Source organism: Methylomonas sp., assembly GCF_023228165.1.
Taxonomy (GTDB): domain Bacteria; phylum Pseudomonadota; class Gammaproteobacteria; order Methylococcales; family Methylomonadaceae; genus Methylomonas.
On record NZ_JALOBS010000007.1, the window covers coordinates 25055 to 51741 of the forward strand.

At 52.6% G+C, this 26687-nt stretch carries 26 protein-coding genes; 1 reads left to right on the forward strand and 25 read right to left on the reverse strand.

Going from position 1 to position 26687, the window contains the following annotated elements; all coding sequences use genetic code 11:
• Nucleotides 1–866: 866 nt before the first annotated feature.
• The 18 genes from gspM to M0R33_RS06650 all read right to left on the reverse strand — a co-directional run bounded on the left by gspM (nt 867) and on the right by M0R33_RS06650 (nt 19118).
• Nucleotides 867–1385: a type II secretion system protein GspM gene (gene gspM / locus M0R33_RS06565; protein WP_292566799.1), complete on the reverse strand. Its 519-nt coding sequence runs from the start codon at nt 1383–1385 to the stop codon at nt 867–869.
• On the reverse strand, nt 1366–2562 hold the full coding sequence (gene gspL, locus M0R33_RS06570; RefSeq protein ID WP_292566802.1) for a type II secretion system protein GspL: 1197 nt from the start codon (nt 2560–2562) through the stop codon (nt 1366–1368). The genes gspM and gspL overlap by 20 nt, the downstream gene beginning before the upstream one ends.
• Nucleotides 2555–3463, reverse strand: a complete 909-nt coding sequence (gspK, locus tag M0R33_RS06575) for a type II secretion system minor pseudopilin GspK (protein WP_292566804.1) — start codon at nt 3461–3463, stop codon at nt 2555–2557. The genes gspL and gspK overlap by 8 nt, the downstream gene beginning before the upstream one ends.
• Nucleotides 3460–4041 (reverse strand): type II secretion system minor pseudopilin GspJ, encoded by a 582-nt coding sequence (gene gspJ / locus M0R33_RS06580; protein ID WP_292566806.1) that lies wholly within the window; start codon nt 4039–4041, stop codon nt 3460–3462. Before gspJ ends, gspK begins: the two co-directional genes overlap by 4 nt.
• Nucleotides 4038–4469, reverse strand: a complete 432-nt coding sequence (gene gspI, locus M0R33_RS06585) for a type II secretion system minor pseudopilin GspI (protein WP_292566810.1) — start codon at nt 4467–4469, stop codon at nt 4038–4040. The genes gspJ and gspI overlap by 4 nt, the downstream gene beginning before the upstream one ends.
• Nucleotides 4466–4972 (reverse strand): type II secretion system minor pseudopilin GspH, encoded by a 507-nt coding sequence (gene gspH, locus M0R33_RS06590; protein WP_292566812.1) that lies wholly within the window; start codon nt 4970–4972, stop codon nt 4466–4468. The genes gspI and gspH overlap by 4 nt, the downstream gene beginning before the upstream one ends.
• 8 nt (nt 4973–4980) lie before the next feature.
• A complete protein-coding gene (gspG, locus tag M0R33_RS06595) occupies nt 4981–5412 on the reverse strand; it encodes a type II secretion system major pseudopilin GspG (protein WP_292566815.1) in 432 nt (143 codons plus the stop codon).
• 337 nt (nt 5413–5749) lie between these two features.
• The gene (locus M0R33_RS06600; RefSeq protein ID WP_292566818.1) at nt 5750–7096 is read right to left on the reverse strand and encodes a mechanosensitive ion channel domain-containing protein; all 1347 of its coding nucleotides are present in this window, start codon (nt 7094–7096) and stop codon (nt 5750–5752) included.
• Between the two features lie 54 nt (nt 7097–7150).
• Nucleotides 7151–8470 (reverse strand): DUF2254 domain-containing protein, encoded by a 1320-nt coding sequence (locus M0R33_RS06605; protein WP_292566821.1) that lies wholly within the window; start codon nt 8468–8470, stop codon nt 7151–7153.
• A 319-nt stretch (nt 8471–8789) separates the two neighbouring features.
• A complete protein-coding gene (locus M0R33_RS06610) occupies nt 8790–9251 on the reverse strand; it encodes a hypothetical protein (protein WP_292566823.1) in 462 nt (153 codons plus the stop codon).
• A gap of 122 nt (nt 9252–9373) precedes the next feature.
• A complete protein-coding gene (locus tag M0R33_RS06615; RefSeq protein ID WP_292566826.1) occupies nt 9374–10381 on the reverse strand; it encodes a hypothetical protein in 1008 nt (335 codons plus the stop codon).
• A 193-nt stretch (nt 10382–10574) separates the two neighbouring features.
• Complete coding sequence (locus M0R33_RS06620) at nt 10575–11192, reverse strand: response regulator (protein WP_292566830.1); 618 nt, start codon at nt 11190–11192, stop codon at nt 10575–10577.
• 2 nt (nt 11193–11194) lie between these two features.
• Entirely contained in the window at nt 11195–12556 is a 1362-nt protein-coding gene (locus tag M0R33_RS06625) for an ATP-binding protein (protein ID WP_292566832.1), read from the reverse strand.
• A 720-nt stretch (nt 12557–13276) separates the two neighbouring features.
• Nucleotides 13277–13855 (reverse strand): hypothetical protein, encoded by a 579-nt coding sequence (locus M0R33_RS06630; RefSeq protein WP_292566834.1) that lies wholly within the window; start codon nt 13853–13855, stop codon nt 13277–13279.
• A gap of 93 nt (nt 13856–13948) precedes the next feature.
• Nucleotides 13949–15160 (reverse strand): type II secretion system inner membrane protein GspF, encoded by a 1212-nt coding sequence (gene gspF, locus M0R33_RS06635; protein WP_292566837.1) that lies wholly within the window; start codon nt 15158–15160, stop codon nt 13949–13951.
• A gap of 3 nt (nt 15161–15163) precedes the next feature.
• On the reverse strand, nt 15164–16675 hold the full coding sequence (gspE, locus tag M0R33_RS06640; RefSeq protein WP_292566840.1) for a type II secretion system ATPase GspE: 1512 nt from the start codon (nt 16673–16675) through the stop codon (nt 15164–15166).
• A gap of 1 nt (nt 16676) precedes the next feature.
• A complete protein-coding gene (gene gspD, locus M0R33_RS06645; protein WP_292566842.1) occupies nt 16677–18542 on the reverse strand; it encodes a type II secretion system secretin GspD in 1866 nt (621 codons plus the stop codon).
• Between the two features lie 27 nt (nt 18543–18569).
• Entirely contained in the window at nt 18570–19118 is a 549-nt protein-coding gene (locus tag M0R33_RS06650) for a type II secretion system protein N (protein ID WP_292566845.1), read from the reverse strand.
• Nucleotides 19119–19414: 296 nt separating this feature from the next.
• Between M0R33_RS06650 and M0R33_RS06655 the strand changes: the two genes are divergently transcribed.
• Nucleotides 19415–19942 (forward strand): hypothetical protein, encoded by a 528-nt coding sequence (locus M0R33_RS06655; RefSeq protein WP_292566848.1) that lies wholly within the window; start codon nt 19415–19417, stop codon nt 19940–19942.
• Between the two features lie 87 nt (nt 19943–20029).
• Here M0R33_RS06655 and rimI read toward each other — a convergent pair whose 3' ends face one another.
• From rimI to ubiE, 7 genes are all read right to left on the reverse strand, one after another.
• Nucleotides 20030–20584, reverse strand: coding sequence for a ribosomal protein S18-alanine N-acetyltransferase (rimI, locus tag M0R33_RS06660; protein WP_292567185.1), 555 nt, complete (start codon nt 20582–20584; stop codon nt 20030–20032).
• Between the two features lie 5 nt (nt 20585–20589).
• On the reverse strand, nt 20590–21453 hold the full coding sequence (locus M0R33_RS06665) for a uracil-DNA glycosylase (RefSeq protein WP_292566851.1): 864 nt from the start codon (nt 21451–21453) through the stop codon (nt 20590–20592).
• Nucleotides 21454–21465: 12 nt separating this feature from the next.
• Entirely contained in the window at nt 21466–23010 is a 1545-nt protein-coding gene (locus tag M0R33_RS06670) for a 2-isopropylmalate synthase (protein ID WP_292566854.1), read from the reverse strand.
• A gap of 249 nt (nt 23011–23259) precedes the next feature.
• Nucleotides 23260–23610, reverse strand: a complete 351-nt coding sequence (locus M0R33_RS06675) for a hypothetical protein (protein WP_292566857.1) — start codon at nt 23608–23610, stop codon at nt 23260–23262.
• A gap of 19 nt (nt 23611–23629) precedes the next feature.
• A complete protein-coding gene (ubiB, locus tag M0R33_RS06680) occupies nt 23630–25207 on the reverse strand; it encodes a ubiquinone biosynthesis regulatory protein kinase UbiB (RefSeq protein WP_292566860.1) in 1578 nt (525 codons plus the stop codon).
• 19 nt (nt 25208–25226) lie between these two features.
• Nucleotides 25227–25868, reverse strand: coding sequence for an SCP2 sterol-binding domain-containing protein (locus M0R33_RS06685; protein WP_292566862.1), 642 nt, complete (start codon nt 25866–25868; stop codon nt 25227–25229).
• Nucleotides 25869–25931: 63 nt separating this feature from the next.
• A complete protein-coding gene (gene ubiE, locus M0R33_RS06690) occupies nt 25932–26681 on the reverse strand; it encodes a bifunctional demethylmenaquinone methyltransferase/2-methoxy-6-polyprenyl-1,4-benzoquinol methylase UbiE (protein ID WP_292566865.1) in 750 nt (249 codons plus the stop codon).
• Between the last annotated feature and the right edge of the window lie 6 nt (nt 26682–26687).

Here is a 26687-nt window from a genome sequence, read left to right on the forward strand (position 1 = left end):
TACACGCTTTCCTATCTAACACTCAAAGAGTGGCGCTTCCCCGCTACCATTTTTTGATTCCCCTTTTCCAGACTCCTTAACTTTCTCCCTTGCCGCTCCGTCTGCGTGCCATCCTTGCTCCCTAGTTTCTCCAGATCCTTTGGTTATTAGCGCTGCATCAACGCCCTTAACCGTTGGACATATTGTTTCAAAGCAAATGTATGGTTTCAGTTACAGGTCGATTACAGTTTCGAAAAATGTAATACATTTGTATTGCAACATAGCTATGCCGGGGCCTACGAAGCCGACGAAACAGCTGAAAAGCGAGAATTCATCCCGAGGAAGACGCTGGCGGGGGCGGATTTGTCTTAAAAAAGCCACAAGGACTGTTGGCGCCGGTTAATCCAGGCTGTCTGAATGGATCGAACTAACCGCTTTTCCGGACTGGCGGCAAGCCGCTTATTCAACATCGTGCCCGCCACGAACTGATAATAGCTACCGAAGTGCTGACTAAGATCCGTTTAGAACTAACATCCCGTACCGGATCGTCTGCTCCGACCGGATAACTCAGCCTACACTCCAGAATCGGCAAGCGGGAAGGCATACTCATTGCACATCAAATTTTGTTTTAAATTCTCCTCACCCTAACCCTCTCCTGCAGGAGCGGGAATAACTTGATGCGCGTAAGATATAACCCTGTAGAGCGGAACAAGGATTTGGCGATAAACAACTTTCCGCTATCCAGGCACCTCATGCCGGCATACCCTCTGGGTGTCGGCAATCCCTGCCGGAACGACGATGTTTTGAGTGGGGATTCCAATTCGGGACGTTATTCCAAACCCAATCCTAAGCACAACGTTTCCGGTGGCTTACCTGTGCCCATCCGACTATTCCGGCCCACGGTTTAGGGTGGTTAACGTCAGCTTACCATCCAGCAAAGTGCTGTCGTCCGCATACCGACCGACATCCAGCTGGGTGACCACAATCGCATGCTGTTGCTGCAATACCGCCAGCCAATAGCTCAATTTGTCGAAAGGCATTTTGTGCAATTCCAGCTCAACCCCGCCCTCGGGATCGGTTTTCTGTTGACCTATGAACGCGTCGAGACCTAATTGCTTGCTGCTGTCGGCAATCGCCGCCGCCGGCGCCATCGGCGTTACGGCGATTTCCGCCCCGGATTGCCGCAATTGCGCCACCCGCTCGGCCACATCCCGTAGATGCATATAGATTTGTTGTTGCGCTTGCAGTTGTTGCTGTAGGCGGCGGTTTTCCGCCTGCATGGGCTCGTACACAAAGCCATAAACAGCTGCGATTAAAACCGCCGTCAGGCCGGCCATCAGCAGCAAACGTTCGCGCGACGATAGCGCCGCCCAGCGCTGCAGGAGTTCAGTTTTGTTGAATGGCAATGTCCGCCTCCGTACCGTCCGTAACGCCGACTACCGCGCGGGTATCGACTTGCAAGCCGTCCTCGTCGCTTAGCTGGCGATTAAGTTGTTCGACACTGGCCGCATCCGGAGCCAAAAACTTGAGATGCAAGCTATTGTCGGCAAATTGCAGCCTCCGCAACTTGAATTGCGGCTGATCTTTCAGGCGTTTGCCGACGCGGTACAGCAACGGCAAAAAGCCGGCCGTCTGCTGCATGGACTGGGTTTGCAAAGCCGACAATTGTTGGTCCGCCTGCACTTTTAGGTTCACCAGCCGCTTGATGTCGGGAAAGGTTTGCTTAAACAAAGTCTGAGTATTGGTTTCCAACGTTTGCAATTGCTGCCGTTGCTTATCCAGCAATTGCCACTGTCCGGCCAGTTGCGCCAACAAGGCGATCAGCAAAATCGCGGCAGCCGGCAACCAAGCTTTCAGCTCATTCTGGCGGCGAATTTGCGGGGCATAAGCGCCAACCAGCAGATTTAATCCGCTCGCCGCCTGCCACTGCCCCGCATACAGCAACAAAGTGTCGTCCATTGCGTGCTGCTCGATCCGGACCGGCAGCGACAGTCCGGGAACTTCAGCGCCGATCCGCGACCACAGCTGCAAATCGCCTTGAGCCTGTCCGTTTGCATACAGCCTTTCCAGCAATACCCCGCACAGCTCGCGCTCGCCGCCGCCACCCAGCCATTCGCCATACCTGAACACCCCATTGTCGCCCTCCAGCAGCATGGCACACTGCCCGTCTTGCCAAGGCAACAGCAGCGGTTCCGGCACAGCCCATTGCAAGGTCAGCCCGGCTTCGGCGAAGCGGCGGGTACAAGCTGCGATAAGCTCGCCATCGACGGCCGCCACCGCGATACGCTGAGTGCCGGCTTGCCGGCGCCAGCTCAAGTGGTAGCGCTCCACATCCTCGGCCAGCAACTCTTCCAACGCAAAAGGCAATGCCTTGGCTATTTGCGCCGCGCTCCGCAGCGGCAACTCTATTTCCAGCAACAACAGCGAGGCGGCCGGCCAAACCAATATCAGCGGCCGGCCTTGCGCTTGCGCGGCCAATTCAGCCAAACCGCCGACATGCACGCCATCCGCCGGCTCGGCGGTATCCAGCCACTGTACTTGACCAACAAGCGGCCCTTCCCGCAGCAAGATTGCCTCAGCCACGCAGCCACCCGCTACGCGCCCGGCGTATCACTATCGCCATGCTATCCGCCCTCTTTTGCAACTGCGATTCAAACCGCAAGCGCGCCCTTCCCATATCCACCGATCCCGACAATAAAAAAAATGTACTTTTTACGCTCAAGCCGTGTTTGCCGATGCCGCGTCCCTCCACCGCTTCGTCTTTAAAGAAATCGGCCAATTCGCTAAACGGTTTACCGCTAGCCCGATACATGGATGCGGCTTGATCGGCGCTAATCTTGTCCGCCAGACAGCGCAATACCTGCGCGGGCGCCGTATTGACGTTGATGGGCGCATAGCCGGGGGCGGCGTAGACAAAGGGCCGCAGTTTGTCGTAAATCTCCCGCGTAACACCCTGCACCAACAGCAACTCGCTGACGTCGGCAAACAGCCGGTTGCTGGTACGGCGCGGCGGATGCTTACGAGAGTAGACTTCGTCTTCCGCGCCGAACGGATAGCGAATGTCGCCGTCGGCATCGATCCAGTCCAGGATGGCGTCCATCACTTCAGAGTCTAGCTCCAATTGCTTCAATAAGCGCTTCATGCGATTGACGTCTTCAGTGCTGACTTCGCCGTCGACAAGCAAATTATTCAAATTGATTTTACCTTGCAAATCGTCGATTTCGGCGCGCAGCTCAACCTCGCCGTCTTCACTGATCTGCAACGGCTTTCGCCAATCGCTACCCTGCAAACGCGTGACGGCCCAATTTTCCAGGCTAAGCGCATATGCCCAGGCCTGATCGCCGCGCAGCTGATTTTCAGTGCGGCGTATGTCCAACTGCCGCTCACTGGACATCGAGACTATCGTCACGGTAGCCAAGGCCAGCACCAGCAATACCGTAATCAATGCCACACCCCGCTGCGCTCGGTTTAATCGTTCGCTCATCGTATCCAGAACCCGCGCCGAATATCGCCTAAACCGCTTAAACTGAAAACAACCTCCACCGCTTTGGGTAAGCCACTTCCGGAGGCCGGCCAGCTGCCGACCCACTCGCTGCCGAAAAATTGTATTTGCACGCCGTCGGCATCCAGAAGGTGTTTTCGCAACGGCTGGCTTTGCTGGGTTCTATCCAAGGTGCTCCAGACCAGCCGATACAACTGACCGGACTCGAAGCGATAGCTGACCCGCTGCAAGCGGCTACGTTCGCTGTCCTGCAGTAACGCCGGCGCCGCGCGGGTCAAGCTGAGCAGCTCCGGACCATTGCTGCCGCGAAATGCCGGTTCGTCGTCGCCAAGTTCGTCCCGAATCGTACGCGGCAGCGCCTGCAGCAAATCTTCATTCAGCAGATACAAGGTCTGTTGCAACTGCCGCACGCGCATGGCCCTGGCCTGAGTGGCCTGGCGAGTGTCGATAACGGATTTCAAGCCGCCGTAGGCCATGGTCGCCATAATGGCGAAGATCGCCATCGCGATCAGCAATTCCAGCAAGGTAAAGCCTTTGACGCCGCCCAGCCGTGCACTCATGACTCACTCGTGACATAGCCAACCAAATCGACATAGGCTGTTTTCTCGCCTTCCAGAAACACCTGCACCCGGTAGCGCCATACACCGTCGCCCAAGCTATGCGCCACCGCCCGGGAAACTTGCCAATACCAGCGCCGGCCGGCCATTTCCTCCCAGCCATCGCCGGCTTCGGGTTTGTCTTCCGCCAGACGCAACTGCAACAAACGGTTTTGGGCAACCTGTTCGGCTATGGTAGTGTTTTCCAGAAACCACAAATTACGGGTGTTGTTGGCGGCAATTTTGATCAGCCCGGTCATCAGAATCGCCAGTATCGACAGCGCGATCAATACTTCCAATAGCGTGAAACCCGCTTGCCGACAACAGAATCTATTTGGCACCGGATTGCCGCCGGCTACCTGCCGCGCAGGTCCGGAATAAAACCACATCATGATTCCACGGCGGCGTCGACGATGGTCCATCCCTGTGCTCCGCCGTTGCTGATTTGCATGACACCCTGGGTATCGCTGATATCTATCTGTATGGTTTCGCTGTTGCCGTCCGGCGTCAGTAATATCTGCGGACTGGTTTGAGCAGACATTCCCGCTCGTTCAGCCAGCACCCTGTTTTCGCCGTCCACGCGTAGAATGATACGTATATCGCCATCCAATTGGCGGGCGCGAAATACCGCATCGCCGGTTTCTTCCTGCCAGCCCGATTCGCTGAAAACCAAAAACCGGTAGCCGTGCGCGAACAGTTCCAGCCCCATGGCTTCGCCGCGCAGCAGCGCTTCCTGCTCGGCTAGCTCCAACAAGGTTTCCAGTCGCTCCGCCTCAAGACGCGGCCGGCGGTCCTTGCCGTCGTTGCCTATCGATATCATGGCCATGCCGGTCATCACTCCAATCAATATCAAGACGATCAATAACTCGATCAGCGTAAATCCGCCGGCGCGCATGCCCGTGCTTATTTGCTATTCCAGTTGACGATGTCGGCGTTGGCCTCTTCACCGCCTTCCACGCCGTCCGCGCCGAAGGAATACAAATCGTATTCGCCGTGCACGCCCGGCTTAAGATACATATAGGGCTTGCCCCAGGCATCGGTCGGCACCTGATCCAGATAACCGCCCTGCTTCCAATGCGCGCCCGGCGCCAGTCCCGCCGGCTTGGTGATCAGCGCTTCCAGCCCCTGTTCTGTCGTCGGATAACTGAAATTATCCAAGCGGTACAAATCCAGCGCCGCGCCGATGGCGCGAATATCCTGCAATGTGCGGGTAGCGCGAGCCTCGTCGGGCCTACCCATGATTTTAGGCACTACGATGGACGCCAGAATCCCCAGAATAACCACCACGATCATCACTTCGATCAAGGTAAAACCTTGCTGTGTTTTGTTGTTCATACCAATCAAAAAGTTGTGCAAACGAATAGCCGACCAGCAGCTGTTGTGACGGAAATATTAAGAAATCAACGTGACAGGTGTATGACAAAAGATACAAAACCGCATATGCAGAAAGACCTTTACAGGGGGGAAGCCCTATTATTTGCGACCATGAACAACGAAATATTAATGAACTTCACTGGATTGAGATTAACCAGAATCTGACTCGCATGGTGCCGGCGCGGGGCGGGTTATTCAATCCGCTCCAAACGTTATGCCTTGGTGTTTGTATATTGTTTATACGATGAGGACGGATTTAAAAATCCGTCCTGCTCAGGGAATCCAGCATGGGAAAGCCTTAAATTTCTTTTTTGGCATTTGGATCCAGCAGATTTACGTCGGCGTTCTGCAAGTTATCCTGGATGATCTGTTCTTTTAACGTATCATCGGCAGCCACATCAGTTACTTCATCATGATTTGGCATGGGCAGCTGCTCTTGAAATGCAACAGGCGTTTTAATTAGATTCAGATCGTAAGTGGGTTTAGGCACGCTGATATGGGCCTGATCGAGACAGTCTTTAACCTTTTTGATCGCCTCGCTGCGTACTTTAAGAAAGTCATATTCCGTTTGATTTATCCAGGCGTAAATGCGCAATACAATACTCGAATTGCCGATTTCATTGACGATCACTTGCGGTTTGGGTTCGCCTAAAATGCCTTGCATTTCGGTAAGGACATGCAAAATTAATTCTTGCGCATATCCGACATTTTCCGCGTAGCCAATCCCCAGATCAAATTCAAAGCGCCGATTCGGATGCCGGGTATAGTTTGTGATAACCGCTTTAAATACGGTTGAATTAGGTATCCGCACATGATTGCCGTCAAACGACATCAAAATAGTCGCCCTTGAAGTCAGTCTAACCACACTACCCTGAAATCCTTCTATATCGACGGCATCATTCACTTCAAAAGGATTTCGAATACTTAACAGCAGACTGGCAATGAAGTTTTCGACCGTATCTCGCACGGCAAAACTGATAGCCAAGCCCAAGATACCGGCTGCTCCCAGAATGGTACCCAGCAGCGCGGTGGCATCCAGCAAACTCAGCGCCAACACAATACCCAGCAGCGTACAAATTAAATGCACCAGCTTGCTTAACAGGTCGGCTATGAAAAAATTAACCGCGATTTTTCTATACAATTGCTGCCGCTTCGCCAACCACGAACCGATAAACCAGAATAAGCAAAAGGTCAGCAATGCCAACAGATAAAGAGGCATTTCCACCAGTATTTGTTCGGCGCTGGCTTTAAATTTGCTCTGAACCGTATCGAGACGCTTTTTTAAGTCATGCGTGGTGATTAGCTGATTCTTAACTTCAATCACACCCTGCATATTCCGGGCAAAATCCAGCGCCTTTTGTTCGGAGGCTTTCGAATCCACCGCGCCCTTTAATGTCACCACGCTGCTTGCGACTGTCACCTGCAAATCGTTCAAGCCCTCCAGTTCCGAATAGATCTGTTCCAAGCGTCTTTTGATTTGCTTATCATTTTGTTTATTGTGTTCCAGCTCTATGGTTTTACCAGCATTCGAGCTCTCCGATTTGGGGGTGTTGGTCAATATTTGATCGATGGCATCAGCGTAAACACTGTGCACCATTAGCATACTCGAGATTGCTAGGGCGAAGGTAATAACATAAATGCGCATAGTGTTTTTTCGATGTGAGTCGTTATTCTGTCGTAACGGCATTAACAATACCAATCAGGACGTGGTCTTTTCGGATAGCTTTAAAATCTGTTGAATGCGTTCAAGCCTTTGTTTAATGGCTTGTTCATCGTAGTCCAACAGCCCTTGGTCTCTCGTCGAATCAAATGTTAGCCGTGCAATCCGTGCGAGCGCCTCCCTGTCAGCCTTTCTTTGAGTCAAAGAAGCCAATTGTGCGAATGTCTCAAGTAAATAAATCACAACCGGCGGATTATTACTGCACATTTGGCGGATTCCAATAAAACAGGCCTCTAGCAAACTTTGGAACGAAATCTGGCTTTTAACCAGCAGTAGGCGCCCCGTCTCATTTCTGATTTGGAACTCAGGCAATTGCCGGGTGGCGATAACAGCCAGGCCGGCGGCTAAATAATCAATGCAGGTCATCGCGGTAAAAGGGTCGTTAATGCCGGGGGACAGGGCCCGAGCGGCAATTTGCACCAGTTGCCGAATAGTAAATTCCAAATCTTGCTCGCCGCTGGGCTCTTTGCCCAACAGAAAACTCGCACGCACCGAGCTTGTTATGTGATCTTTCAGGTGTACGTAAGGCCAGATGTTTGCTATCGGCGCCCCCGGTAGCACGTAATGGCCAGGTTTGAATAATAGTTCGATTGTAATCTCTTCATTTTCCGCCAGGGCTAGCAAGGTTGAATCATTAATGGCCTGCACATAACCAAAGGCTTCGGAGCGGATTACGGTCGCCGTGTCTTTTGGGAGGGATGGCACCCTGGAAGGACGCTCATTTTCCGCATACGGCTGCGGGAGAAAACGGTGAATGGCTTCGATAAATTCCTGTCCGATTTCAAATGCGATACGTTCAATACGAATGGACCAGGTTAAATGATGAATGAAGCCAATAAATATAATGCTGTCGCTCAACACAAACACCAGTGCCAGACTGATTGAAATGCTTGGAATCTGCTTATCCGCCACAACCATTCCGCGCATAATCAGCAAACAATACACAAACGTGGCAATAAATGCGCCGAACACGAATTGATTGACCGGATCGCGCAAAAAATTACGCAACAACCGCGGGCCAAACTGAGAACTGGTTAAACTCAAGGTAACCATGGTCACCGAAAAGGTCAACGTTGCGGCGGCAAAAGTGGAAGCCGCGATAGTAGACAAAACGGCCAGAGCGCCATCTGAACTGGTAAACACCAACCACCCGAATCCATCAAGCCGGGATAAGTTGATACGGGTATCCGCCTCGAGCAGGCCGTAGGACAAGGCAATGGCGGTAACCAGCATAATCACCGGGATCAACCAATAACTGTTACGCAGATATTCCCAAAAGTGAATCAGCCAAGTTCGCATCGTTTTACTCATAAAAGAGTTTGGTTTGGGTGAATTCGGATTTAATCCGCCAATCCAGCCTGAGAGTAGTTGGAGTTGCCGTTGAGGCAGAAGCGCTGTTGTATGAAGACACGGCGGTTTAACCTTACCACGGGAATCCGCCAACGCAAACTCGATATCTGAATTGGCCCACGGGAAGAAATATATTGTCAACCAAGACCGCCTCGACGGCTCACTGCGGTTTTCGAAATTTACGGCGTAACGGGTACCTAGCCTGTTTGACTAAGTTCAAACTGTAATCGGTTATACAGACCGTTTTCGGCGCGGGTGAAAATCGGCGTCAATGCCTGAAAAGCTTTTCGATTTTAGCGATCAATTGCGAGGCTTCCGCCGGTTCATTATTGATGATGGTCACGCATTTTTGATAATCGGCGAGTTGGACGCATAATTTCTTACTGTCAACGTCGGCCATTTTCATGACGGTGGTGGCAACTAGTCCGTCATCACGCAGAAGTACCTGTTTTTTTTTCGCGTAGGTATCGGCTAAATCAAAGAAATGGATACGATAAAAGTCGTTAAGTAACTCGATGATGGCGGCTGTTGAATTGTGCAGTTCGGTTTTTACCGGGTTAGCGTCGGTGTTTTGCAGATAAGCAGTTCCATCGCCATGCAGGGCAATCTGGTAACCGCCCGGAATACCGCGGCTGGTCTGATGCCGGATGGTAATTGAGACGTCGGCCAACCGATATTGCTCCGGCGGCCTAGGCGTAGCATCGTCTCCCGCCTCGGCGATATTGGACATGACTGTAACTCCAAACAATAACAAACCGAACAGCGGCAATTTAGGCATTTTTATGGATAACTGGAAATTGAAAAAATGAGGCCCCCGAAAGAACCTCATCTTAGATAAATAGCCGAAACCGATCAGGCGGTTTTGCGTCTGCGATTGACACCCAACACACCTACCAATCCGCTCAGCATGAACCAAACCGCCGAAGGTACCGGCACGGCAGCGACTTGGGTATAACCGATATCTTTCAACACCGCCAGCTCAAGAGAACCCAAGGTGCGTGTATCCAGGCCTGTATTATGCGCGGCTGCATTCATTATAGAGGTGTTTGTAGCCGTACTGTTATCGTCCAGATGAGCAATGCTGCTGCCGTCAACCCAAGGATTGGGGCTATAAACGGCTATGCCGGTGCCATTGGTCGCCGCCAGTGCGTTTTCACCACTAAAGAACACGCCGGCCGCGTTTTCGGTACCATCGGTCAGTGCGGCAACCTTGCTCGGGTCGAATATGCCATCGTCACTCACCAATCGGTTGCCAGCCGCATCGGTGAGAAATTTATCATAAGTAAGCCACGTGGCTTGATTACCGGGTTGTATACCGGAATCCACGCCGCCATTCTCAATATACGAGGAAAAACCAAACGAATGCAGCAATTCATGCATCGCCGTGGATTTAAAATCGAGTTGGTTGGCGCCGACGGTATCGAACAGCCCCCAATCGTGGAAAAAGTTCCAGTTTATAACACCGTCCGCGGCGGCGCCGTTTGCATCGTTACCGTTGCTGAGAATTTTCGATTGCGCAAAGGTTTGCTGAAAAGTCCCTGGCACCTCAAATGTAGAGCTACCGGCAGAGGCCAAGGTGCTGTTGTCGGTGCTATACGAGGTCACGTCGTAAACCAGATTGGCCGTGTAGCTGCTGAAATACGCACCCAAGGCATTGGCTGCATCATTTAGCGCGGCTTTTCTATCGGCGCCGAAGGTCGGGTCGTCGAAACCTTGTCCCGGGCTGAGATAATTAAAATTAAAGGTCAAAGCCGCTTGCGCGGGCTGAGCCATTAAACCAAACGCCAAAAAACCCGCCGCGATCAGCGGCTTGGACACGCTTAAAGCGATTGCGTGTTTCGTAAAAGATAGTATTTTCATCGTTTTCCTAATAATAATCGTTAGATTCAGTGGTCCACGGTTCCGTGTCCGATGCTGTGGTTGCTAATATGCCAGCAATACCACGCGGGCAGGGTATCAAAATGAAGCAACTATCGGCTATTGGGCTTTAGGCTAACAGTCGAACCAATTCGAAAGAAACTGACAGCGCTGTTCGCCATTTGTCAGGCCGGGCTTACGAAGCAAGACCGACTTGCTCGGTCAATCGAACCAGTTCGGCCAGCGATTTCGCCTGCATCTTTTGCATCACCCTGGCCCGGTGTACCTTGATGGTTTTTTCTACCGTACCGAGTTCAGCGGCGATTTGCTTGTTGAGTTTGCCGGCCACCACCTGCTTCAGCACTTCCGTTTCTCGCGGCGTCAGTAAAGCAAGGCGGTCCCGGATCAACCCCAGTTCGACACGGGACACATGGTCGACGGCGTTCTTTGCCAGGGCCGCGCGTATCGCAGCAAACAGTTCTTCGTCGAGGATAGGCTTGGTGAGAAAGTCCATTGCGCCTGCCTTAATCGCTCGCACGGCAGTCGGAATGTCGCCCTGACCGGTCAGAAAAACGATGGGCAGATGCCCACCGGATGCATTAAGCCGCTGCTGCACTTCCATGCCGGTTAGGCCAGGCATGGTCAAATCCAACACCAGGCAGCCCGCTTGCCACGGGTCGTAGCTGCTCAAAAACGCCTGCGGACAAGCAAAAGCCTCTACTCGGAACCCCTCGGTTCCGAGTAGCCTAGCCAACGCCTTAAGTACCGACGGATCGTCGTCGACCAGGTAGATCGTGGGTTCCGTTAACGTCATTATCATCCTCCCGCCATGATCGGCAGGTTGACTCGGAAGGACGCGCCTCGCTCCGAATTGTTAACCAATTCAAGCCGCCCGCCATGCGCTTCGACGATGGAGCGGCTGACCGCAAGCCCCATACCCATACCGTTAGCCTTGGTAGTGAAGAAGGACTCGAACAGACGCGTCTCCACGCCGGCATTGACCCCTCTGCCGGTGTCGGCTACTTCGATAATGACTTTTCCATCGTCTTTCCAGGTTCTAAGCGTGAGTTTGCGCGGATCGAGCTCGTTCTCCGCCATCGCTTCGCAGGCATTGACAACTAAATTCAGTATTACTTGCTGCAATTGCACCCAGTCCGCCGCGATGATAGGCAACTGGTCCGCCAGTTCCATCACCAGGTTAACCTGATGGGTGAGAATATCGTTACGAGCCAGCTTTAGGGCATCCCTGACGGCTTCAGTCGGGTTCAGCTGCTGACGTTGCGACTCGCCTTTGAAGTGAGAACGTAGACGCTGAATGACTTCGATCGCACGCTGGTCGTCCTCGACGATGCTTTGCAAAATCTCCCTTATTTCCGACCGGTCGACGGGTTCGCAGACCAACAGTCGTTGCGCCGCCTGGGAATTGGCAAGGATCGCGGATAAGGGTTGATTCAATTCGTGGGCGATTGAGCCGGATAGTTGTCCCACCAGGCCTACGCGAGCCATGCGCAGCATTTCGATGCGGTGTTGTTCAGCCGCCAATTCCGCACACTTGCGGGAGGTAATGTCGTGAGAGACGCCGACGATGGAAACGGCTTGTCCCGACGCATCCGACTCCACCTGCCCCTGCATGGCAATCCAGCGCTTCTTGCCGTCGGGATTGTTCACTCTGCATTGGGTTTCGAAGCCGGCATTCGAAGCTAATGCGGCCGCGACGGCTTTCCGCGCCGGCTCCCGGTCGGCGGCATCCAGGCTATCGAGAAACCGTTGGAAATCGATCGCTTCCGACTCACCGATGCCATATAGCATGCGGGCTTGCGGGGTGGCCCAGATTTCGTCTCGGCCGATGTTCCAGGCCCATATGCCCATGCCCACCGCATTCGCCGCCAGGTTCATACGTTTTTCACTGTCCGACAGCCGGTCCGAGGTCTGCCGCCGTCGCCGTCGTTCGGCTAGCAGCAAGGTGATCATTAGCGTCTGCATCACCAGTATGACCATCGCGATAATCATGCTGCCTCGGTAGACCTCCCAAAAGGATGGCCGGCGATTCAAAAGTCGTCGGGCGACTGCCCGAATATTTTCATCGCCTACCGAGAGCGCGGGCGACAAGCGGCTCTCGACGGACACAATCAACACGCTGGGAAGTTGTACCGCGGCCGCACCAGAGGATAGGGACAAAAGAAAAATCAGGCAGACGACCGTCCATTCGCAATGGTTTATCAGCCGAACTGTCCGGCTAGTCGACCGCTCCGGACTTGGACGAATCAATTCTTGCTTGCAGATTAAAACACGACGACGCCATTGAAATCGCGAACTCCTCACGGCAATTTTCGATGCATTCAACCCCTTAAACAATTTTGCATACCCCTGCTTAATGCTTCCAATTAGGTCCATATTGGTTATTAATGCCGGCTTTTCCGATTCACTTTGCTGTCAGCTAAGACCGTCTTCGCCGAGAATCTCAAGTCTTTACTTTAATACAGCTTGCCAATAATGTCCGCCAATTCTCCAACCGCGGCTTGGTGGCGAGGCCGCAGATACTCGCGCGCAGCTAACGCGTGAAATGTGAGCATGGGCCCGTCGCTGACAGCAGGCTGTTGTTGCTGAAGCCGCTTTATAATCAGGAAAATGGTTTAATTTGTAGCGGTCGGACACTATAAACCACCTGCACCGAATACATCAGCTTTTCAAGACAATAGTAGCCGAGAAATTTTAGAGTATTGCTTGTTATGGGGTAATAGTCCAATGAGCGATCTGTTGCCAGGTCTGTTGGAGCAGGGGCGGCTTGACGGAACACATTAGGTTTCAGGATTGAGTCTCTAAAAATTCGACCGGTCTTTACCCCTTTTCCCGCTCGCTTCTTGCATTTGCCCAAGTGATGCGGCTTTTTCGTGATCGTTAGACACCCTGTTTACGCTTCATTGCAGGAAACAGTAGCGTAAAAAGACCCAGGCTTAATTGAAAAACCGAGCCCGGCAGAGGAAGGCGGGCCACCAACGAAATATTACCGCCAGGACGCACTTGCAGCGTTCCGGGATCAACTGAATTCAGGATCAAGTTGTTATTGTCCAGCCGATCCAATCCATACCCCGCTACAACTAGCATCGAACCACTATCTTCAATCGGCATCGATTTACCATTAATGTCGATCCCGTTTGAACTGACAATATCAATTGATGTTCCCGTCATCGTCACATCGGAAATCAAACTGATACTGTACCCGCTAAGCTCTATAACCGGTGCATAAAGGCTTAAGTTGCCTAGCAAAAGCGTGCCGGTTGCTCGCAACGTAATACCAATATCGGAAGACACTACTCCATCAGTGAACGACAAATCGCCGCTGCAGCTTAAGTTAATAGCATAGGCGTCGTCGACAACCAAACTATCGGAACAACTGACATTACCTGCGTCAATCGCGGCTTGGGCAGCGAAAGGCAGCAACCCGGAAAGGCATAACAAAAACCAAGTAAATCTCATTACCTGACTCCAGACACTAGTAAAAAGCTCAGCATAACAGCGGAATATGTCGAGTTCGTTACGGCTATCCAGCGTATGTCGGCAGCTTTCTATTTAGCGAATCAACTGATTCATCTCGAAAATCGGCAACAGAATCGCCAATACGATAATCAGCACCATTAGACCCATGGTTAGTATTAGCGCCGGTTCGAACAAGCCCATGGTCATTTCGGTCAGGTCTTGAATATCGCGTTCCTGATCGTCGGCGGCGCTTTCCAGCATGCGCGGCAATTGGCCGCTGGCCTCGCCGCTGGCGACCAGATGGATAGTCACGGGCGGAAATAACCGGCTGGTTTCCAGGGCCTTGTTAAGGCTTTGCCCTTCTCGTACCCGGAGGGCCGCGGTTTCCACGGCTTTGCGCATCGCATCGTTGGCTAATACCTGGCTGGATATTCTTAAGGCCACCAGCAATTCCACGCCGCTATTGGTCAGAATCGCCAAGGTACGGGTAAAGCGGGCGTTGTTGATACCTCGGGAAAATCTGGACACCATGGGCGTACTCAGTAACCAGCGGTGAAACAGCATGCGCGGCTTTTCCCGCCGCAATATCAGTTTAGCCGCCACCCCCGCCAACGCCGCCAGTAACACCAGCAATAAACCGTAATTTTTGGAAAACTCGCTACAGGCGATCAAGCCTTGGGTAATGCCGGGCAATTCCCCGCCCATTTTGTCGAATACACCGGTGATTTCCGGCACTACGTAAGCCAGCAAGCCAATGACTACCAACAGGGACACCAAGGTCAGCATCACCGGATAAATCATGGCCATTTGCAGTTTGCGATGCAACTGGCCTTTGTCGCTTAAATAATCGGCCAGTCTTTCCAGCACCTGATCCAGTTTTCCCGACGACTCGCCAGCTTCAATAGTAGCCCGGTACAAGGGCGGAAAAGTGCTGGGAAACCACTGACAGGCCTGGGCCAGACTCTGGCCTTCTATCACCCGGGTTCTGACCGCCAGCAAAATCCGCCGGGCTCGTGCCGATTCCAGCTGACGAGCCACGATAGCCAAGGCTTCGTCGATGGCGAGACCGGATTTCAGCAAGGCTGCCAACTGTCTGGTGATATGCGCCAGGGCGCGCATACCTATGCGTTGCCGCCAAAGCACCGAGCCGCCGCCGGCTTCTTTTTTTTGGACCTCTTTGACCTCCAGCAAGGTCAAGCCTTTGCTTTTCAGTTGCTGGCGAGCGGTTTTGGCGGTATCGCTTTCCAGGGTGCCTTTCAGAGCTCGCCCCTGCTTGTCGATCGCTTGGTATTCAAAGGCCGGCATGGTTTAGTCCTTCAGCGTCATGCGCAAGGCTTCGTCGAGACTGGTTTCACCCACCAACACCTTATCCAGCGCGCTCTGTTGAATACTCGGCGCCAGCGTGCGGGCATGCTGTTCCAAGGCCATATCGCCGGCGCCTTCATGGATCAGTTTCGCCATACTATTATCCAGCGGTATCAGTTCGAAAATGCCGGCCCGGCCTTTGTAACCGTGCCCATAACACTGTGGGCAGCCTTGCGGCTGATAGACGCTGACGGTTTCATATTGGGGACCTATATAGCCCAGTCTGAACAAGTCACGCCCTTCCACGCTGGACGCTTGCTTGCAATGCGGACACAGCACCCGCACCAGTCGCTGAGCAATCACTCCCACCAGACTGGAGGCCAGCAAAAACGGCTCGACCCCCATGTCACGCAAACGGGTAATGGCGCCGACAGCGGTGTTGGTATGCAGGGTGGACAACACCAAATGACCGGTCAAACTGGCCTGCACCGCAATCTCGGCGGTTTCCCTGTCCCTGATTTCCCCTACCATCACCACATCCGGGTCTTGCCGCAGGATGGCCCGCAAACCCTTGGCAAAAGTCATTTCCACCTTGCTGTTGACCTGAGTCTGACCGATGCCGTCCAGGTAATATTCAATCGGATCTTCAACGGTCAGAATATTGCGACTACGCTGATTGAGCTGATTGACGATGGCGTACAAGCTGGTGGTCTTACCGGAACCGGTAGGCCCGGTCACTAAAATGATGCCGTGCGGGCGGGCGATCATGCCTTGAATGCAATCCAGTTCCCGCTGCGCCATACCGACCTGCTTCAGGTTCAATTGATTGGCCTGCTTATCCAGCAACCGCAACACCACCCGTTCGCCATGACCGGACGGCAGCGTCGACACCCGTACGTCGACGCTGCGGCCGCCGATATTCAGTGAGATACGCCCGTCTTGCGGCAAGCGCTTTTCGGCGATATCAAGCTTGGCCATCACTTTCAAGCGCGAAATCACCATGGGAGCGAATTCGCGTTGCGGCTCGATAATTTCACGCAATACGCCGTCGACCCGGAAGCGCACCACCATGCGCGCCTCGTAAGGTTCGATATGGATATCCGAGGCGTTTTCCTTGATGGCCTCGGTCAGCAAGGCGTTAATCAAACGGATGATGGGCGCTTCGTCTTCGCTTTCCAGCAGGTCTTCCGGTTTAGGCAAGTGCTGGGCCATATCCGACAAATCCAGATTTTCATGCAGATCGTTGACCATTTGCTGGGCATGGCCGGATTTATGTTCGTAAGCCGCCTGCAACCGGCGCTCGAAATCCTGCTCGGACAGTAACTTAAACGATGCGGGTCGATTCAGCAACCGCCGGACTTCCTGCAAGGCGGCAACCGGTGCATCCTGGCGATACAGCACGCAGAGTTGCTGTTCGTCATCGCTGACGACGATAACGCCGAAGCGTTTGGCGAAGCCATAACTCGGCGCTCGCCATGCGGCAGTGATTACCTCGGGGAATTCGCCGGCTAACATGTCAGGGTTCCAAATCCAAAGAACGGGTATCCGGCAAGGGACTTAATAGGGGTTGCTGTTCATTCGGCATCAACATCAAGCCGTCCTGATTAAACTGCTGCTGTTTCTCGCGCATGTAATTGTATTTATCGTAAGTCAACCCGGTTGACTGCCGGCCCTCGCGAATGATTCGCGGCCGCAAGAACACCATCAAATTAGTCTTGTTAACCGTGGTGGTGGTGGACTGAAACAAATAACCCAACAACGGAATATCGCCCAATATCGGCACCTTGTCGACAACCTCGTTGACGTCATCCTTGATTAAGCCGCCCAGTACCAACACCTTGCCGTCATCGACCAGAACCGAGGTCTCGATCTGCCGCTTGTCGAAGCTTTGCCCATCGCCGGTCACGCTGGACACTTCCTGCGTGACCTTCAGCTTGACCGCATCGCCTTCGTTGATTTGCGGCAATACCTTAAGTTTAATGCCCACATCCTGGCGTTGCACGGTGGTAAACGGATTGCTGGCCCCCGAGGTATTGGTGGTGAAGCTGCCGGTATTCAACGGAATATTCTGGCCGACGATGATGCTGGCCTCTTCGTTATCCAAGGTCACCAGGGAAGGTGTCGACAATACGTTGACATCGGTATTGGTGGCGAAGGCATTTATCAAGGCCTTGATTTCACTCCCCGCCAGATAACCCACGCTTAGGCCTTTACCCACCGATGTGACAAATTGAGAAAAATCGAGTGAATTTTTGTCATCCTTCCGGTAGGCGCCAAAAACGTTCCCACCCTGTTTGGTTTGCCATTCCACCCCGAGTTGCTGATTTTTGTCGTAGCGCACTTCCGCAATAATGGCTTCGATATGTACCTGCGCCCTGCGCACATCCAGTTGCCGCACCACGCCCTTCAAGGTACGCATCTTATCTTGCGGCGCCGTGATAATTAGCGAGTTGGAGGCTTCGTCGGCACGCACGTCGAAAATTTTGTCGGTATTGGCCTTGGTTTTAGCCTTGTCGGCACTGTCGTCCTTCAACGAGCCGACGCCGGTCAGAGTTTCCACCAAATCCGTGGCCAAGGCATAGCGCATATAGATCACTTCGGTATTGCCGTCTTTTTCGATCGGCGCGTCCAGAGTAGCAATCAAGGCCCGCATTTGCAGGCGGGTGTCTGGATTGCCGCCGATGATAATGCTATTGGTGCGTTCGTCGGCTACCAACGGTGGCGCTACTGCGGTGGTTCTTCCGGCATTGCTGGTGCTGATCAGATTGTTCAAGGGTTGGATCAAGTCCACGGCATTGCCATGGCGCAGATTAATCACCTCTATGTTTTGGGCGTCGCTTCTGTCGACTTGCCTTATCATCATTTCCACCCGCTGCACATTGGCGGCGGTATCGGAGATGATCACGGTATTGCTCTCGGGCACCGCCGCCATAAAGGCATATTGCGGCATCAACGGCATCAACGTCTGCACCAACTGATTGGCATCGACATGCTGGACTTGCACGATACGGGTTTGTTGTTCGTCGCCGTTTTTTAAATCGGCCCGCATCTCACTTGGCTCGCCGTCTTGCTTGGCGGTGGTATTGGGCACGATTTTGATAATGTTGCCGTTGGGAATTGCCGAGTAGCCATGAACTTTTAAGATCGACAAAAACACATCATATACCTGGGCCGCACGCATGGGCGTGGATGTCACCACGGTGATGTTGCCGGTAATACGCGGGTCGATCACAAAATTTTTACCGGTGGCGTCCGCCACGGTTTCGATCAAAGCCCGGATATCCACATCCTTAAGGTTCAGGGAAAATTCCTGCTGCTCCGCCCAGCTTATTTGGCATAACAAAACCAATAGCCAGCCCAGCCACACGCGTGTTTTTTTCATTGCAATGGTATTGAATAGAAAGGTGAATTATTGATTCGGTGCTGCCAACGAGATAGGATTTGGATCGAACGCCAAGGATTCCAATCGCTGCAGATGCTTTAAGACCACCCGTGTTTTTTCGATACGCTGCAGAATAGCGTCTTCAGGCAAGGCTTCACCTTCGCGGTACTTTTGTTGCATGCCATCAGCGGATTGGATGATGGCATAACTGTTATCCGACTGGCCGGACAGAAAAAACACACCCAACAATTTGAGTTGCAATGGGGTCGCCACTAATCTGATAGCAGTTGTCTCTGGCGCGACAGTTTCATCCTCTCCGAATAAATGCCAATCGGCGACTGCCAGATAATCGGGCGTGGAATCGGCATTTGTCGCTGCTATCGGCACCGCGAGTTCAGCTATCGCCGCCCCGGAAGCATCGTCCGGCAACGGCCAGGCGATAATGACCCAAATCAGATATAACGCGCTGAAAATACCGGCCGTTAGCGGCGGCAATGCAGCTTGCTCGTTGAATAATCGAATTGAAAATCGCGGTACCGCGATTTCATTTGCGGATAGTAACCATAACTTCGTCATGCGCAAATTATGCGAAGTCAATATGACTGTTTTATGACACTCCTGTGGATTCTAGCTGAACTGAAGCTGGTTTATTAACCCAGAAGCGCTGTTGGCGGATATTGCCTTGAACTGGGCCAAGCCTAGTTAGGCGCGGGTTTACCTGTTTGACTATCGCGGCTGGCACACAGCTCAATCAGACAAAAAAGAACTTTGTAATCAAACTGTTATAAAGTTGTAACATTAACGCAGTATTCTTCCCGAATTGTAAATTTAACCCCATCAGCTTTGGTCAATACTTTAAAAGGAAGCAGGCGTTGAGCGAGAACGAACTATTCAACGATCGGAAGTACATCGTATCCATGAGATTGAGCAATGCCGACCGCATTGCCGTCAGATCAACAGCAGCTCGATTGTTTGTCCGCGAGTCCAAACTGTACCGTTTTGCGATTCATCATCTGTTGAACCGCCTGCACAGACTCAACGATGATGCTTGTTGCGGCAGCGATTTGTTATTGCTGTTTCTGGAATTCAAGGAAGAGTTATCAGTGCACCTGGAATTGAAGAAGCACCAGCTATTCAAGATTTTCAACGGCCGCAATACGCATCCGGAGAAATACGTGGCCATGGCGGATATAGAACTGCTGCTGATGCCGGACCACGCTGTTAGACAAAGATTACAAATGACGCCAGACGCCGCCAAAACCAAACATACGGAAACCAGAGTCTGGTTAAAAGGGTATTTTTTGGAGAAATACCAAATAACCGCGGACGAATATGCCGATTCCGACGACTTTACGGCCTTGGTCAATGACCTGCATCGTTCCTCGTACGAGATCGATTAACGTCATTCGCCCCAATACCTGACCGATGGTCGGTTTGCCTGGCCGCCAAAAGACCGTTTACGCATCGCTAGGCTTACTGGGTTAGCTCTATAGCAGCTGCACTAAATCCAGTTCGAACATAATTGCATCTTCTCGACCATCCTTGGCAGGATAATAACCTTTGCGCACGCCGATTTCCCGAAAGCCGATTTGGCGGTACAGATTAACTGCCGCAATATTACTCGGACGCACTTCCAAATATAGCTTGTGAGCTCGAGACCTGGCATATTCGACCAGATGCTCCAGCATCTTTCGACCGGCTCCCTGGCGTTGAAAATCCGGACTGACGCTAATATTCATCACATGCGCCTCGCCGGCGGCAACCGAAATAATGCAATAGCCAACAATGTTATCTTCCGGCGCCTCGCAAACCCAGTTGACATAATTCATAGCCCGGAAGCAATCTTTAAACACACCTTCCGACCAAGGAAATTTGTAGTTTAAATTTTCGATTTTCAGCACACTGGGTAAATCACCATGATCCATTTTCCGCATTCTCAGCAAATCTCTGCTTTCCACGGAGCCAGGGAATATCTTGGCGTAGAATTCCCGATCGGCGTCGTACAGCACGACATCTTTTAATTTATGTAGCAATTTCCACATCATTATTATTTTTCTTGTAGCGATTGATAAACGGACAACGCAAATTGCAGATCGTCCCAGGCCTTGGCTTTTTCCGTTAATGCGCGTAACAGGTAAGCCGGATGGTGAACCACCACCAATGGAATATTTTCCAGTCGATGCAGTCTACCGCGTAATTTTGCCAGAGGTTGCTGGGTATTGAGTAAATTTTGTGCGGCAATGCGACCAACCGCTAAAATAATTTTGGGTTGCAACAGCGCAATCTGCTGCCGCAAAAAATCATGACAGGCGGCCACTTCCTCGGCTTGCGGGTCACGATTGGCGGGCGGGCGGCATTTCAACACATTGGCAATAAAGACTTCCTCCCGCGCCAAACCGATTGCCCGCAACATTTCATTCAATAGCTGGCCTGCTTTGCCGACGAACGGTTCGCCCTGCAAATCTTCGTTTTGCCCCGGCGCTTCGCCGATCAGCATCCAGCCGGCATGATGGTTACCCACCCCAAACACGGTTTGGGTGCGGGTTTCGCATAAACCGCAGGCATGGCACGCGGCAACCTGTTGTTGCAGCTCGCTCCAAGCATGATCGCCGGCATGGGATAATTGCCTAGCTTGGGCTGAGGGTAATGAAGCCCTGTACTCGAGCGCTTCACTTGGAGCAACGGTACTTTGATTTAGGTCTTTTCGATCGGCTTCACGCCGTTCGGCAATTGTGCCCGGCATTGCGCCTTGTGCCCTTGACGGTATACCTCCCGCATCCCCGCAGTCGTCAGCCTGTCCTGTGTGTTCCGGTTCGTCAACCGCCGGCGCAGCGGTGACGGGCTGATATCTGGGTACCCAGACGTCGATGCCCATCGCCTCCAAGTACTGCAAACGGGTTGCGTTATCCATACCACTTACAGGCTAAACATCGCCTTTTTGCGGATGCTGCCTCTGGTCAACACTTTGCAGCTTGTTGACCGCATTGATATAGGCCTTGGCCGAAGCAATCACAATATCGGTATCGGCGCCGGAACCGTTGACGATACGTCCGGCATGTTCCAGCCGCACGGTCACTTCACCCTGCGCGTCGGTACCGTTGGTGATGTTGTTGACCGAATACAAGGCCAAAATAGCCCCGGTTTTGACTAAGCTTTCAATTGCTTTCAAGCTGGCGTCCACCGCACCGCCGCCTTGCGCGCAGCCGGTCATTTCCTTGCCCTCTACGCGGATCGTCACGGTAGCATTGGGTACTTCGCCGGTTTCTGAACAGACTTTCAGCGCCACCAATTTGATGTGCTCGTCCTCGGCCTCGAAACCTTGTTCGGAAATCAAAGCTTGCAAGTCTTCATCGAAAATATCATGTTTTTTGTCCGCCAACTGTTTGAAGCGGAAAAAGGCGTCGTTCAGCTCGGCTTCACTATCAAACTGGGCGCCCAATTCGGCCATGCGGGTTTTAAAGGCATTGCGGCCGGAGTGCTTACCCAACACCATGCGGTTGGTAGTCCAACCCACGTCTTCAGCGCGCATGATTTCGTAAGTCTCGCGGTTTTTCAACACCCCATCCTGATGAATGCCGGATTCGTGCGCAAAGGCATTGGCACCGACAATGGCTTTATTGGGCTGCACCGGAAAGCCGGTAATCGACGACACCAATTTCGAACAGGTGACGATTTCGCGGGCATCCAAACTGCTATCGCAACCAAAAAAGTCCTGTCGCGTGCGCACCGCCATCACCACCTCTTCCAAGGACGCGTTGCCGGCACGTTCGCCCAAACCGTTAATAGTGCATTCCACCTGACGGGCGCCGTTCATCACAGCGGACAGGGAATTGGCCACCGCCAAGCCCAAATCGTTGTGGCAATGTACGGAAAAAATCGCCTTGTCGGAATTGGGTATGCGCTGGATCAAATTGGCGATGGTGGCGCCGAATTGCTGCGGCATGCTGTAACCGACCGTATCCGGAATATTCAAGGTGCGAGCGCCGGCGTCGATCACCGCTTCCAAAATCCGGCACAAGAAGTCCTCCTCCGAGCGACCGGCATCTTCCGGCGAGAACTCCACGTTATCGGTATATTGGCGAGCGCGTTTGACCGCTCTTACCGCATATTCGATGACCTGATCCGGCTGCATGTTCAGCTTCTTCTGCATGTGAATCGGCGAGGTGGCGATAAAGGTATGGATGCGCGAGCTTTGCGCACCTTTCAAGGCTTCGCCGGCCCTATCGATATCTTTATCCAGCGCCCGCGCCAAACCGCACACCGTACTATCTTTAATCGCGTCGGCCACGGCCTGCACCGCTTCGAAATCGCCCTGACTGGCGGCAGGAAAACCGGCCTCGATCACGTCGACTTTCATGCGCTCCAATGCCCTGGCAATCCGCACTTTTTCATCGCGCGTCATCGACGCCCCCGGACTTTGCTCGCCGTCGCGCAAAGTTGTATCAAAAATTATCAATTTGTCTTTCATGAGAACTCCGTCATGAAACGTTCGGCTCGATAGGCCGAGTAACAGAAAAAGGGTTTATTTTTAGGTAGATAGAATGTGCGCCCCTCAGGGCAGCAGCAGTCTTAAAGACAGGGCGAACGGAAAGCCGCCGGGGAACGGCAAGCAAATCAAATCAGCAAAATGAATGTGTGACTGAATGTTCATGGCTAGGAACTATACTGCATTGCGGGAATAGGCTCAAGTATCCGATGCCACGCCGTTGAACGCCGGTTAATACACCATGGCGTGATCGACTAAATATCGGCCATTTTTTTCCACCAAAACCATTTCCGCGACAAACTCGCCTGCCTGTTTGCTGCAGCGCTGCTTCCAGATCACCGCCACCGAATCGGGCCGCCGAAAGATCGCCACAAACTCCCGCTCCGCAAAATAGCCCCATTCGGCTTGATAGCGTTTGCAGATTTCTTGCAAATACGCCTCGCTGACGATGGCGTTCATTCTGTCGCTAAAATCCCGGGTATGCTTGGCGTGATCAATTTCGGTCGAACCCACCATCAGGTTATCCATGATGGGATTGGCGACCGCCAGAATTTCCGCATCGGACTTGTTGGCTAAGTTCATAAATATACCTGTTGCTGAATTAACCCAGCCAACTGCTTAACATAGGCGATTGCAGCAATATCGTGCCGGCCACCATCAACGCGCCGGTTAAAATCGCCCACAGGGTGCGGTTGCTATTCCGATTTAGCTGTTTACGCAGCTGGGCCATTTCCAGATTATGTTGCTGAACCTGCTGCTGCATCTGGGCATTGCTTTGCAGAGCCTGAAAGATTAGGGCCGGAAATTCCGGCAGTTGCTCGGTCATTTCGGGCAACTTGGACAGCAGCTCCTTGATTTTGGCCGCCGGGCCGAGTCGCTGTTTGAACCAGTTTTCCAGAAACGGCTTGGCGGTTTGCCACAAATCCAGATCGGGATACAGTTCACGTCCCAGGCCTTCAATATTCAACAGGGTTTTTTGCAATAACACCAATTGCGGTTGTACCTCCATGTCGAAACGGCGGGCGGTCTGGAATAACCGCAACAACAACAAACCGAAGGAGATATCTTTTAGGGGCTTCTCGAAAATCGGTTCGCAGACGCAACGTATCGCCGCCTCGAACTCTTCCACCCGAGTGGTCGGCGATACCCAGCCCGATTCGATATGCATTTCCGCCACACGGCGATAGTCGTGATTGAAAAACGCCAAAAAATTTTCCGCTAGATAGCGTTGATCGGTATTCGACAGGCTGCCGACGATACCGAAATCCACCGCCAGATATTTGTCCGGCAATTGCACGAAAATATTGCCGGGATGCATGTCGGCATGGAAAAAATTATCCCGAAACACCTGGGTAAAAAAGATTTCCACCCCGCGCTCGGCCAGCTTTTTAAAATCGGCATGGCCCTCACGTAATGCCTGAATATCGCCGACGGGAATACCGTAAATACGCTCCATCACCAGTACCTTGCGCCGCGTCAATGGCCAATGTATCTCAGGAATATATAAGGAATCGGATTTTTTAAAATTATTGCGAATCGCACTGGCATTGGCAGCCTCGCGCAGCAAATCCAGCTCGTCGAGAATGGTTTTTTCGAACTCGGCCACTACTTCCGTGGCTCGTAACCGGCGCGCATCACTCCAGAAGCGTTCGGCCAGCCGCGCCAATTCATAGAGCAGACCGACGTCGGAATGGATTTTGTCTTCGATATCCGGACGCAAGACTTTAACGATGACATCTTCGCCGCTTTTCAGTTTAGCGGTATGTACTTGCGCCACCGACGCGGAAGCCAAAGGTTGCGACTCGAATTCGTCGAAAGCCTCTTCGATAGTCCGGCCTAATTGTTCCTCGATAATGTTACGCGCGGTTTCGGCGGAAAATGGCGGCACCCTGTCCTGCAACTTGACCAGCTCTTCGGCGATGTCCTCCGGCAGTAAATCCTTACGGGTCGACAAGGTTTGCCCGAACTTGACGTAAATCGGCCCTAAATCTTCCAGAGTGCGGCGAATCCGCACGCCGCGGGATTCCGTGGGTTTACGAAACCAAAATGTGGGAGAAAAATAGGCCAGATAACGAATCGGTCGCAGTAAATGGGTTTTTAAGACGATCTCATCCAGGCCGTGTGTCATCATCACCCAATTGATATGGATGAGGCGCATGAGAATTTTGGGGTGTATCACGGCAAAGTCCTTGTGTTTATTATAGCTCGGAGGCTTTATTCAGGGCGGCGGTCAATCGCTCGATCCGGGCATTGAGCCGGTCGACGTCGCAGCGGCAGGCGTCGACCTGCTGAAAAGTAAGCTCGGCTTCGGCCTTGGCGGGCAGGTCGCGGGTTTCTTCCTGTAGAAATTCTTCCAGATTCAAACGGAAACTGGTCATGGTGCGCGGGGTCCAGTCGCGGCTGCCACGCAGCAAATCCGACAAACGCTGAGCAAACTTATCGCCGGTGTAACGGGCCAGCTTGGCTTCAAGATTGATGTCCAGTTTTTCGAACAGCCGCTGCAGTTTATGGGCCAGCTGGGTATCGCCTTCGATACGCACCTCACCCTTGAACAGTGCGTGCATGGGCGTGGCGCTTAAGCCCATCAAGCCCAGGGCGGACAGCGAACCGCTTAAGCGGGCATCGGCCTCGCCCCGGTAACTTTCCAACATTTGGATACGATCATGCGTCGGACACAGATATAAGGTTTCGTTAAACGGCGTTATCTGTATCGCTATGACTTTGCCGGCCATGGGCGACAAATACTGCTCAAGCTGCTCGTCTAGCCCCAAATAGCTATTAAGGGCAGTTTCCATTGCGGCAATCAGCAATGGCTTAATCTGCATGAATTGATTGGACATCAGCCGACCTGCCGCTGTTGTAGGTGTCGCAAAAACCGCGTATGGCTTAATTTCATACTCAGGTTAAAACTTATAGCCTCTGTGCACCGCCACAATGCCCTGCGTCATGTTGAAATACTCGCAACGTTCCAAGCCGGCCTCTTCAATCATACGTTTTAATTCATCCTGTTTGGGATGCATGCGGATCGATTCGGCCAGATAACGGTAGCTGTCTTCGTCCTTCGCAACGATAGCGCCGATTTTCGGCAGCAGCTTGAAGGAATAAAAATCGTAGACTTTTTCGGTGATAGGATCGGTGGGATGAGAGAATTCCAGCACGATCACCCGCCCGCCCGGTTTCAGCACCCGATACATGGAGCGCAGAGCGGCATCCTTGTCGGTAACATTTCGCAGGCCGAAACCGATACAAACGCAATCGAAGGTGTTATCGGCAAACGGCAGGCACTCCGCATTGACTTGCGCATATTCAATGTTGCCGGCCAAACCGCGATTAATTAAACGATCGCGCCCGGTGCGCAGCATCGCGGCATTAATATCGGCCAGCACCACTTGACCTTTTTTGCCGACCCGCTTTTCGAACAAGGTTGTCAAATCGCCGGTACCGCCGGCCAAATCCAACACATGATCGCCTTCGCGAACATTGGCCAATTGCACCGCCACCCGTTTCCAGATACGGTGTATTCCCAACGACATCAAGTCGTTCATCACATCGTACTGACTGGCGACCGAATCGAACACACCGCGCACCAGCGCAACTTTTTCCTGCTTGGGAACTTCTTTGAAACCGAAATGGGTAGTATTGTCGTTTGTCATGATAGC

Excerpts from the sequence above, each read along its gene's own strand:
- gspK (WP_292566804.1), bottom strand. The coding sequence starts at position 3,463 with ATGAGCGAACGATTAAACCGAGCGCAGCGGGGTGTGGCATTGATTACG.
- gspJ (WP_292566806.1), bottom strand. The coding sequence starts at position 4,041 with ATGAGTGCACGGCTGGGCGGCGTCAAAGGCTTTACCTTGCTGGAATTG.
- gspI (WP_292566810.1), bottom strand. The coding sequence starts at position 4,469 with ATGATGTGGTTTTATTCCGGACCTGCGCGGCAGGTAGCCGGCGGCAAT.
- gspH (WP_292566812.1), bottom strand. The coding sequence starts at position 4,972 with ATGCGCGCCGGCGGATTTACGCTGATCGAGTTATTGATCGTCTTGATA.
- gspG (WP_292566815.1), bottom strand. The coding sequence starts at position 5,412 with ATGAACAACAAAACACAGCAAGGTTTTACCTTGATCGAAGTGATGATC.
- M0R33_RS06600 (WP_292566818.1), bottom strand. The coding sequence starts at position 7,096 with ATGCGCATTTATGTTATTACCTTCGCCCTAGCAATCTCGAGTATGCTA.
- M0R33_RS06605 (WP_292566821.1), bottom strand. The coding sequence starts at position 8,470 with ATGCGAACTTGGCTGATTCACTTTTGGGAATATCTGCGTAACAGTTAT.
- M0R33_RS06610 (WP_292566823.1), bottom strand. The coding sequence starts at position 9,251 with ATGTCCAATATCGCCGAGGCGGGAGACGATGCTACGCCTAGGCCGCCG.
- M0R33_RS06615 (WP_292566826.1), bottom strand. The coding sequence starts at position 10,381 with ATGAAAATACTATCTTTTACGAAACACGCAATCGCTTTAAGCGTGTCC.
- M0R33_RS06620 (WP_292566830.1), bottom strand. The coding sequence starts at position 11,192 with ATGACGTTAACGGAACCCACGATCTACCTGGTCGACGACGATCCGTCG.
- M0R33_RS06630 (WP_292566834.1), bottom strand. The coding sequence starts at position 13,855 with ATGAGATTTACTTGGTTTTTGTTATGCCTTTCCGGGTTGCTGCCTTTC.
- gspF (WP_292566837.1), bottom strand. The coding sequence starts at position 15,160 with ATGCCGGCCTTTGAATACCAAGCGATCGACAAGCAGGGGCGAGCTCTG.
- gspE (WP_292566840.1), bottom strand. The coding sequence starts at position 16,675 with ATGTTAGCCGGCGAATTCCCCGAGGTAATCACTGCCGCATGGCGAGCG.
- gspD (WP_292566842.1), bottom strand. The coding sequence starts at position 18,542 with ATGAAAAAAACACGCGTGTGGCTGGGCTGGCTATTGGTTTTGTTATGC.
- M0R33_RS06650 (WP_292566845.1), bottom strand. The coding sequence starts at position 19,118 with ATGACGAAGTTATGGTTACTATCCGCAAATGAAATCGCGGTACCGCGA.
- rimI (WP_292567185.1), bottom strand. The coding sequence starts at position 20,584 with ATGTGGAAATTGCTACATAAATTAAAAGATGTCGTGCTGTACGACGCC.
- M0R33_RS06665 (WP_292566851.1), bottom strand. The coding sequence starts at position 21,453 with ATGGATAACGCAACCCGTTTGCAGTACTTGGAGGCGATGGGCATCGAC.
- M0R33_RS06670 (WP_292566854.1), bottom strand. The coding sequence starts at position 23,010 with ATGAAAGACAAATTGATAATTTTTGATACAACTTTGCGCGACGGCGAG.
- M0R33_RS06675 (WP_292566857.1), bottom strand. The coding sequence starts at position 23,610 with ATGAACTTAGCCAACAAGTCCGATGCGGAAATTCTGGCGGTCGCCAAT.
- M0R33_RS06685 (WP_292566862.1), bottom strand. The coding sequence starts at position 25,868 with ATGTCCAATCAATTCATGCAGATTAAGCCATTGCTGATTGCCGCAATG.
- ubiE (WP_292566865.1), bottom strand. The coding sequence starts at position 26,681 with ATGACAAACGACAATACTACCCATTTCGGTTTCAAAGAAGTTCCCAAG.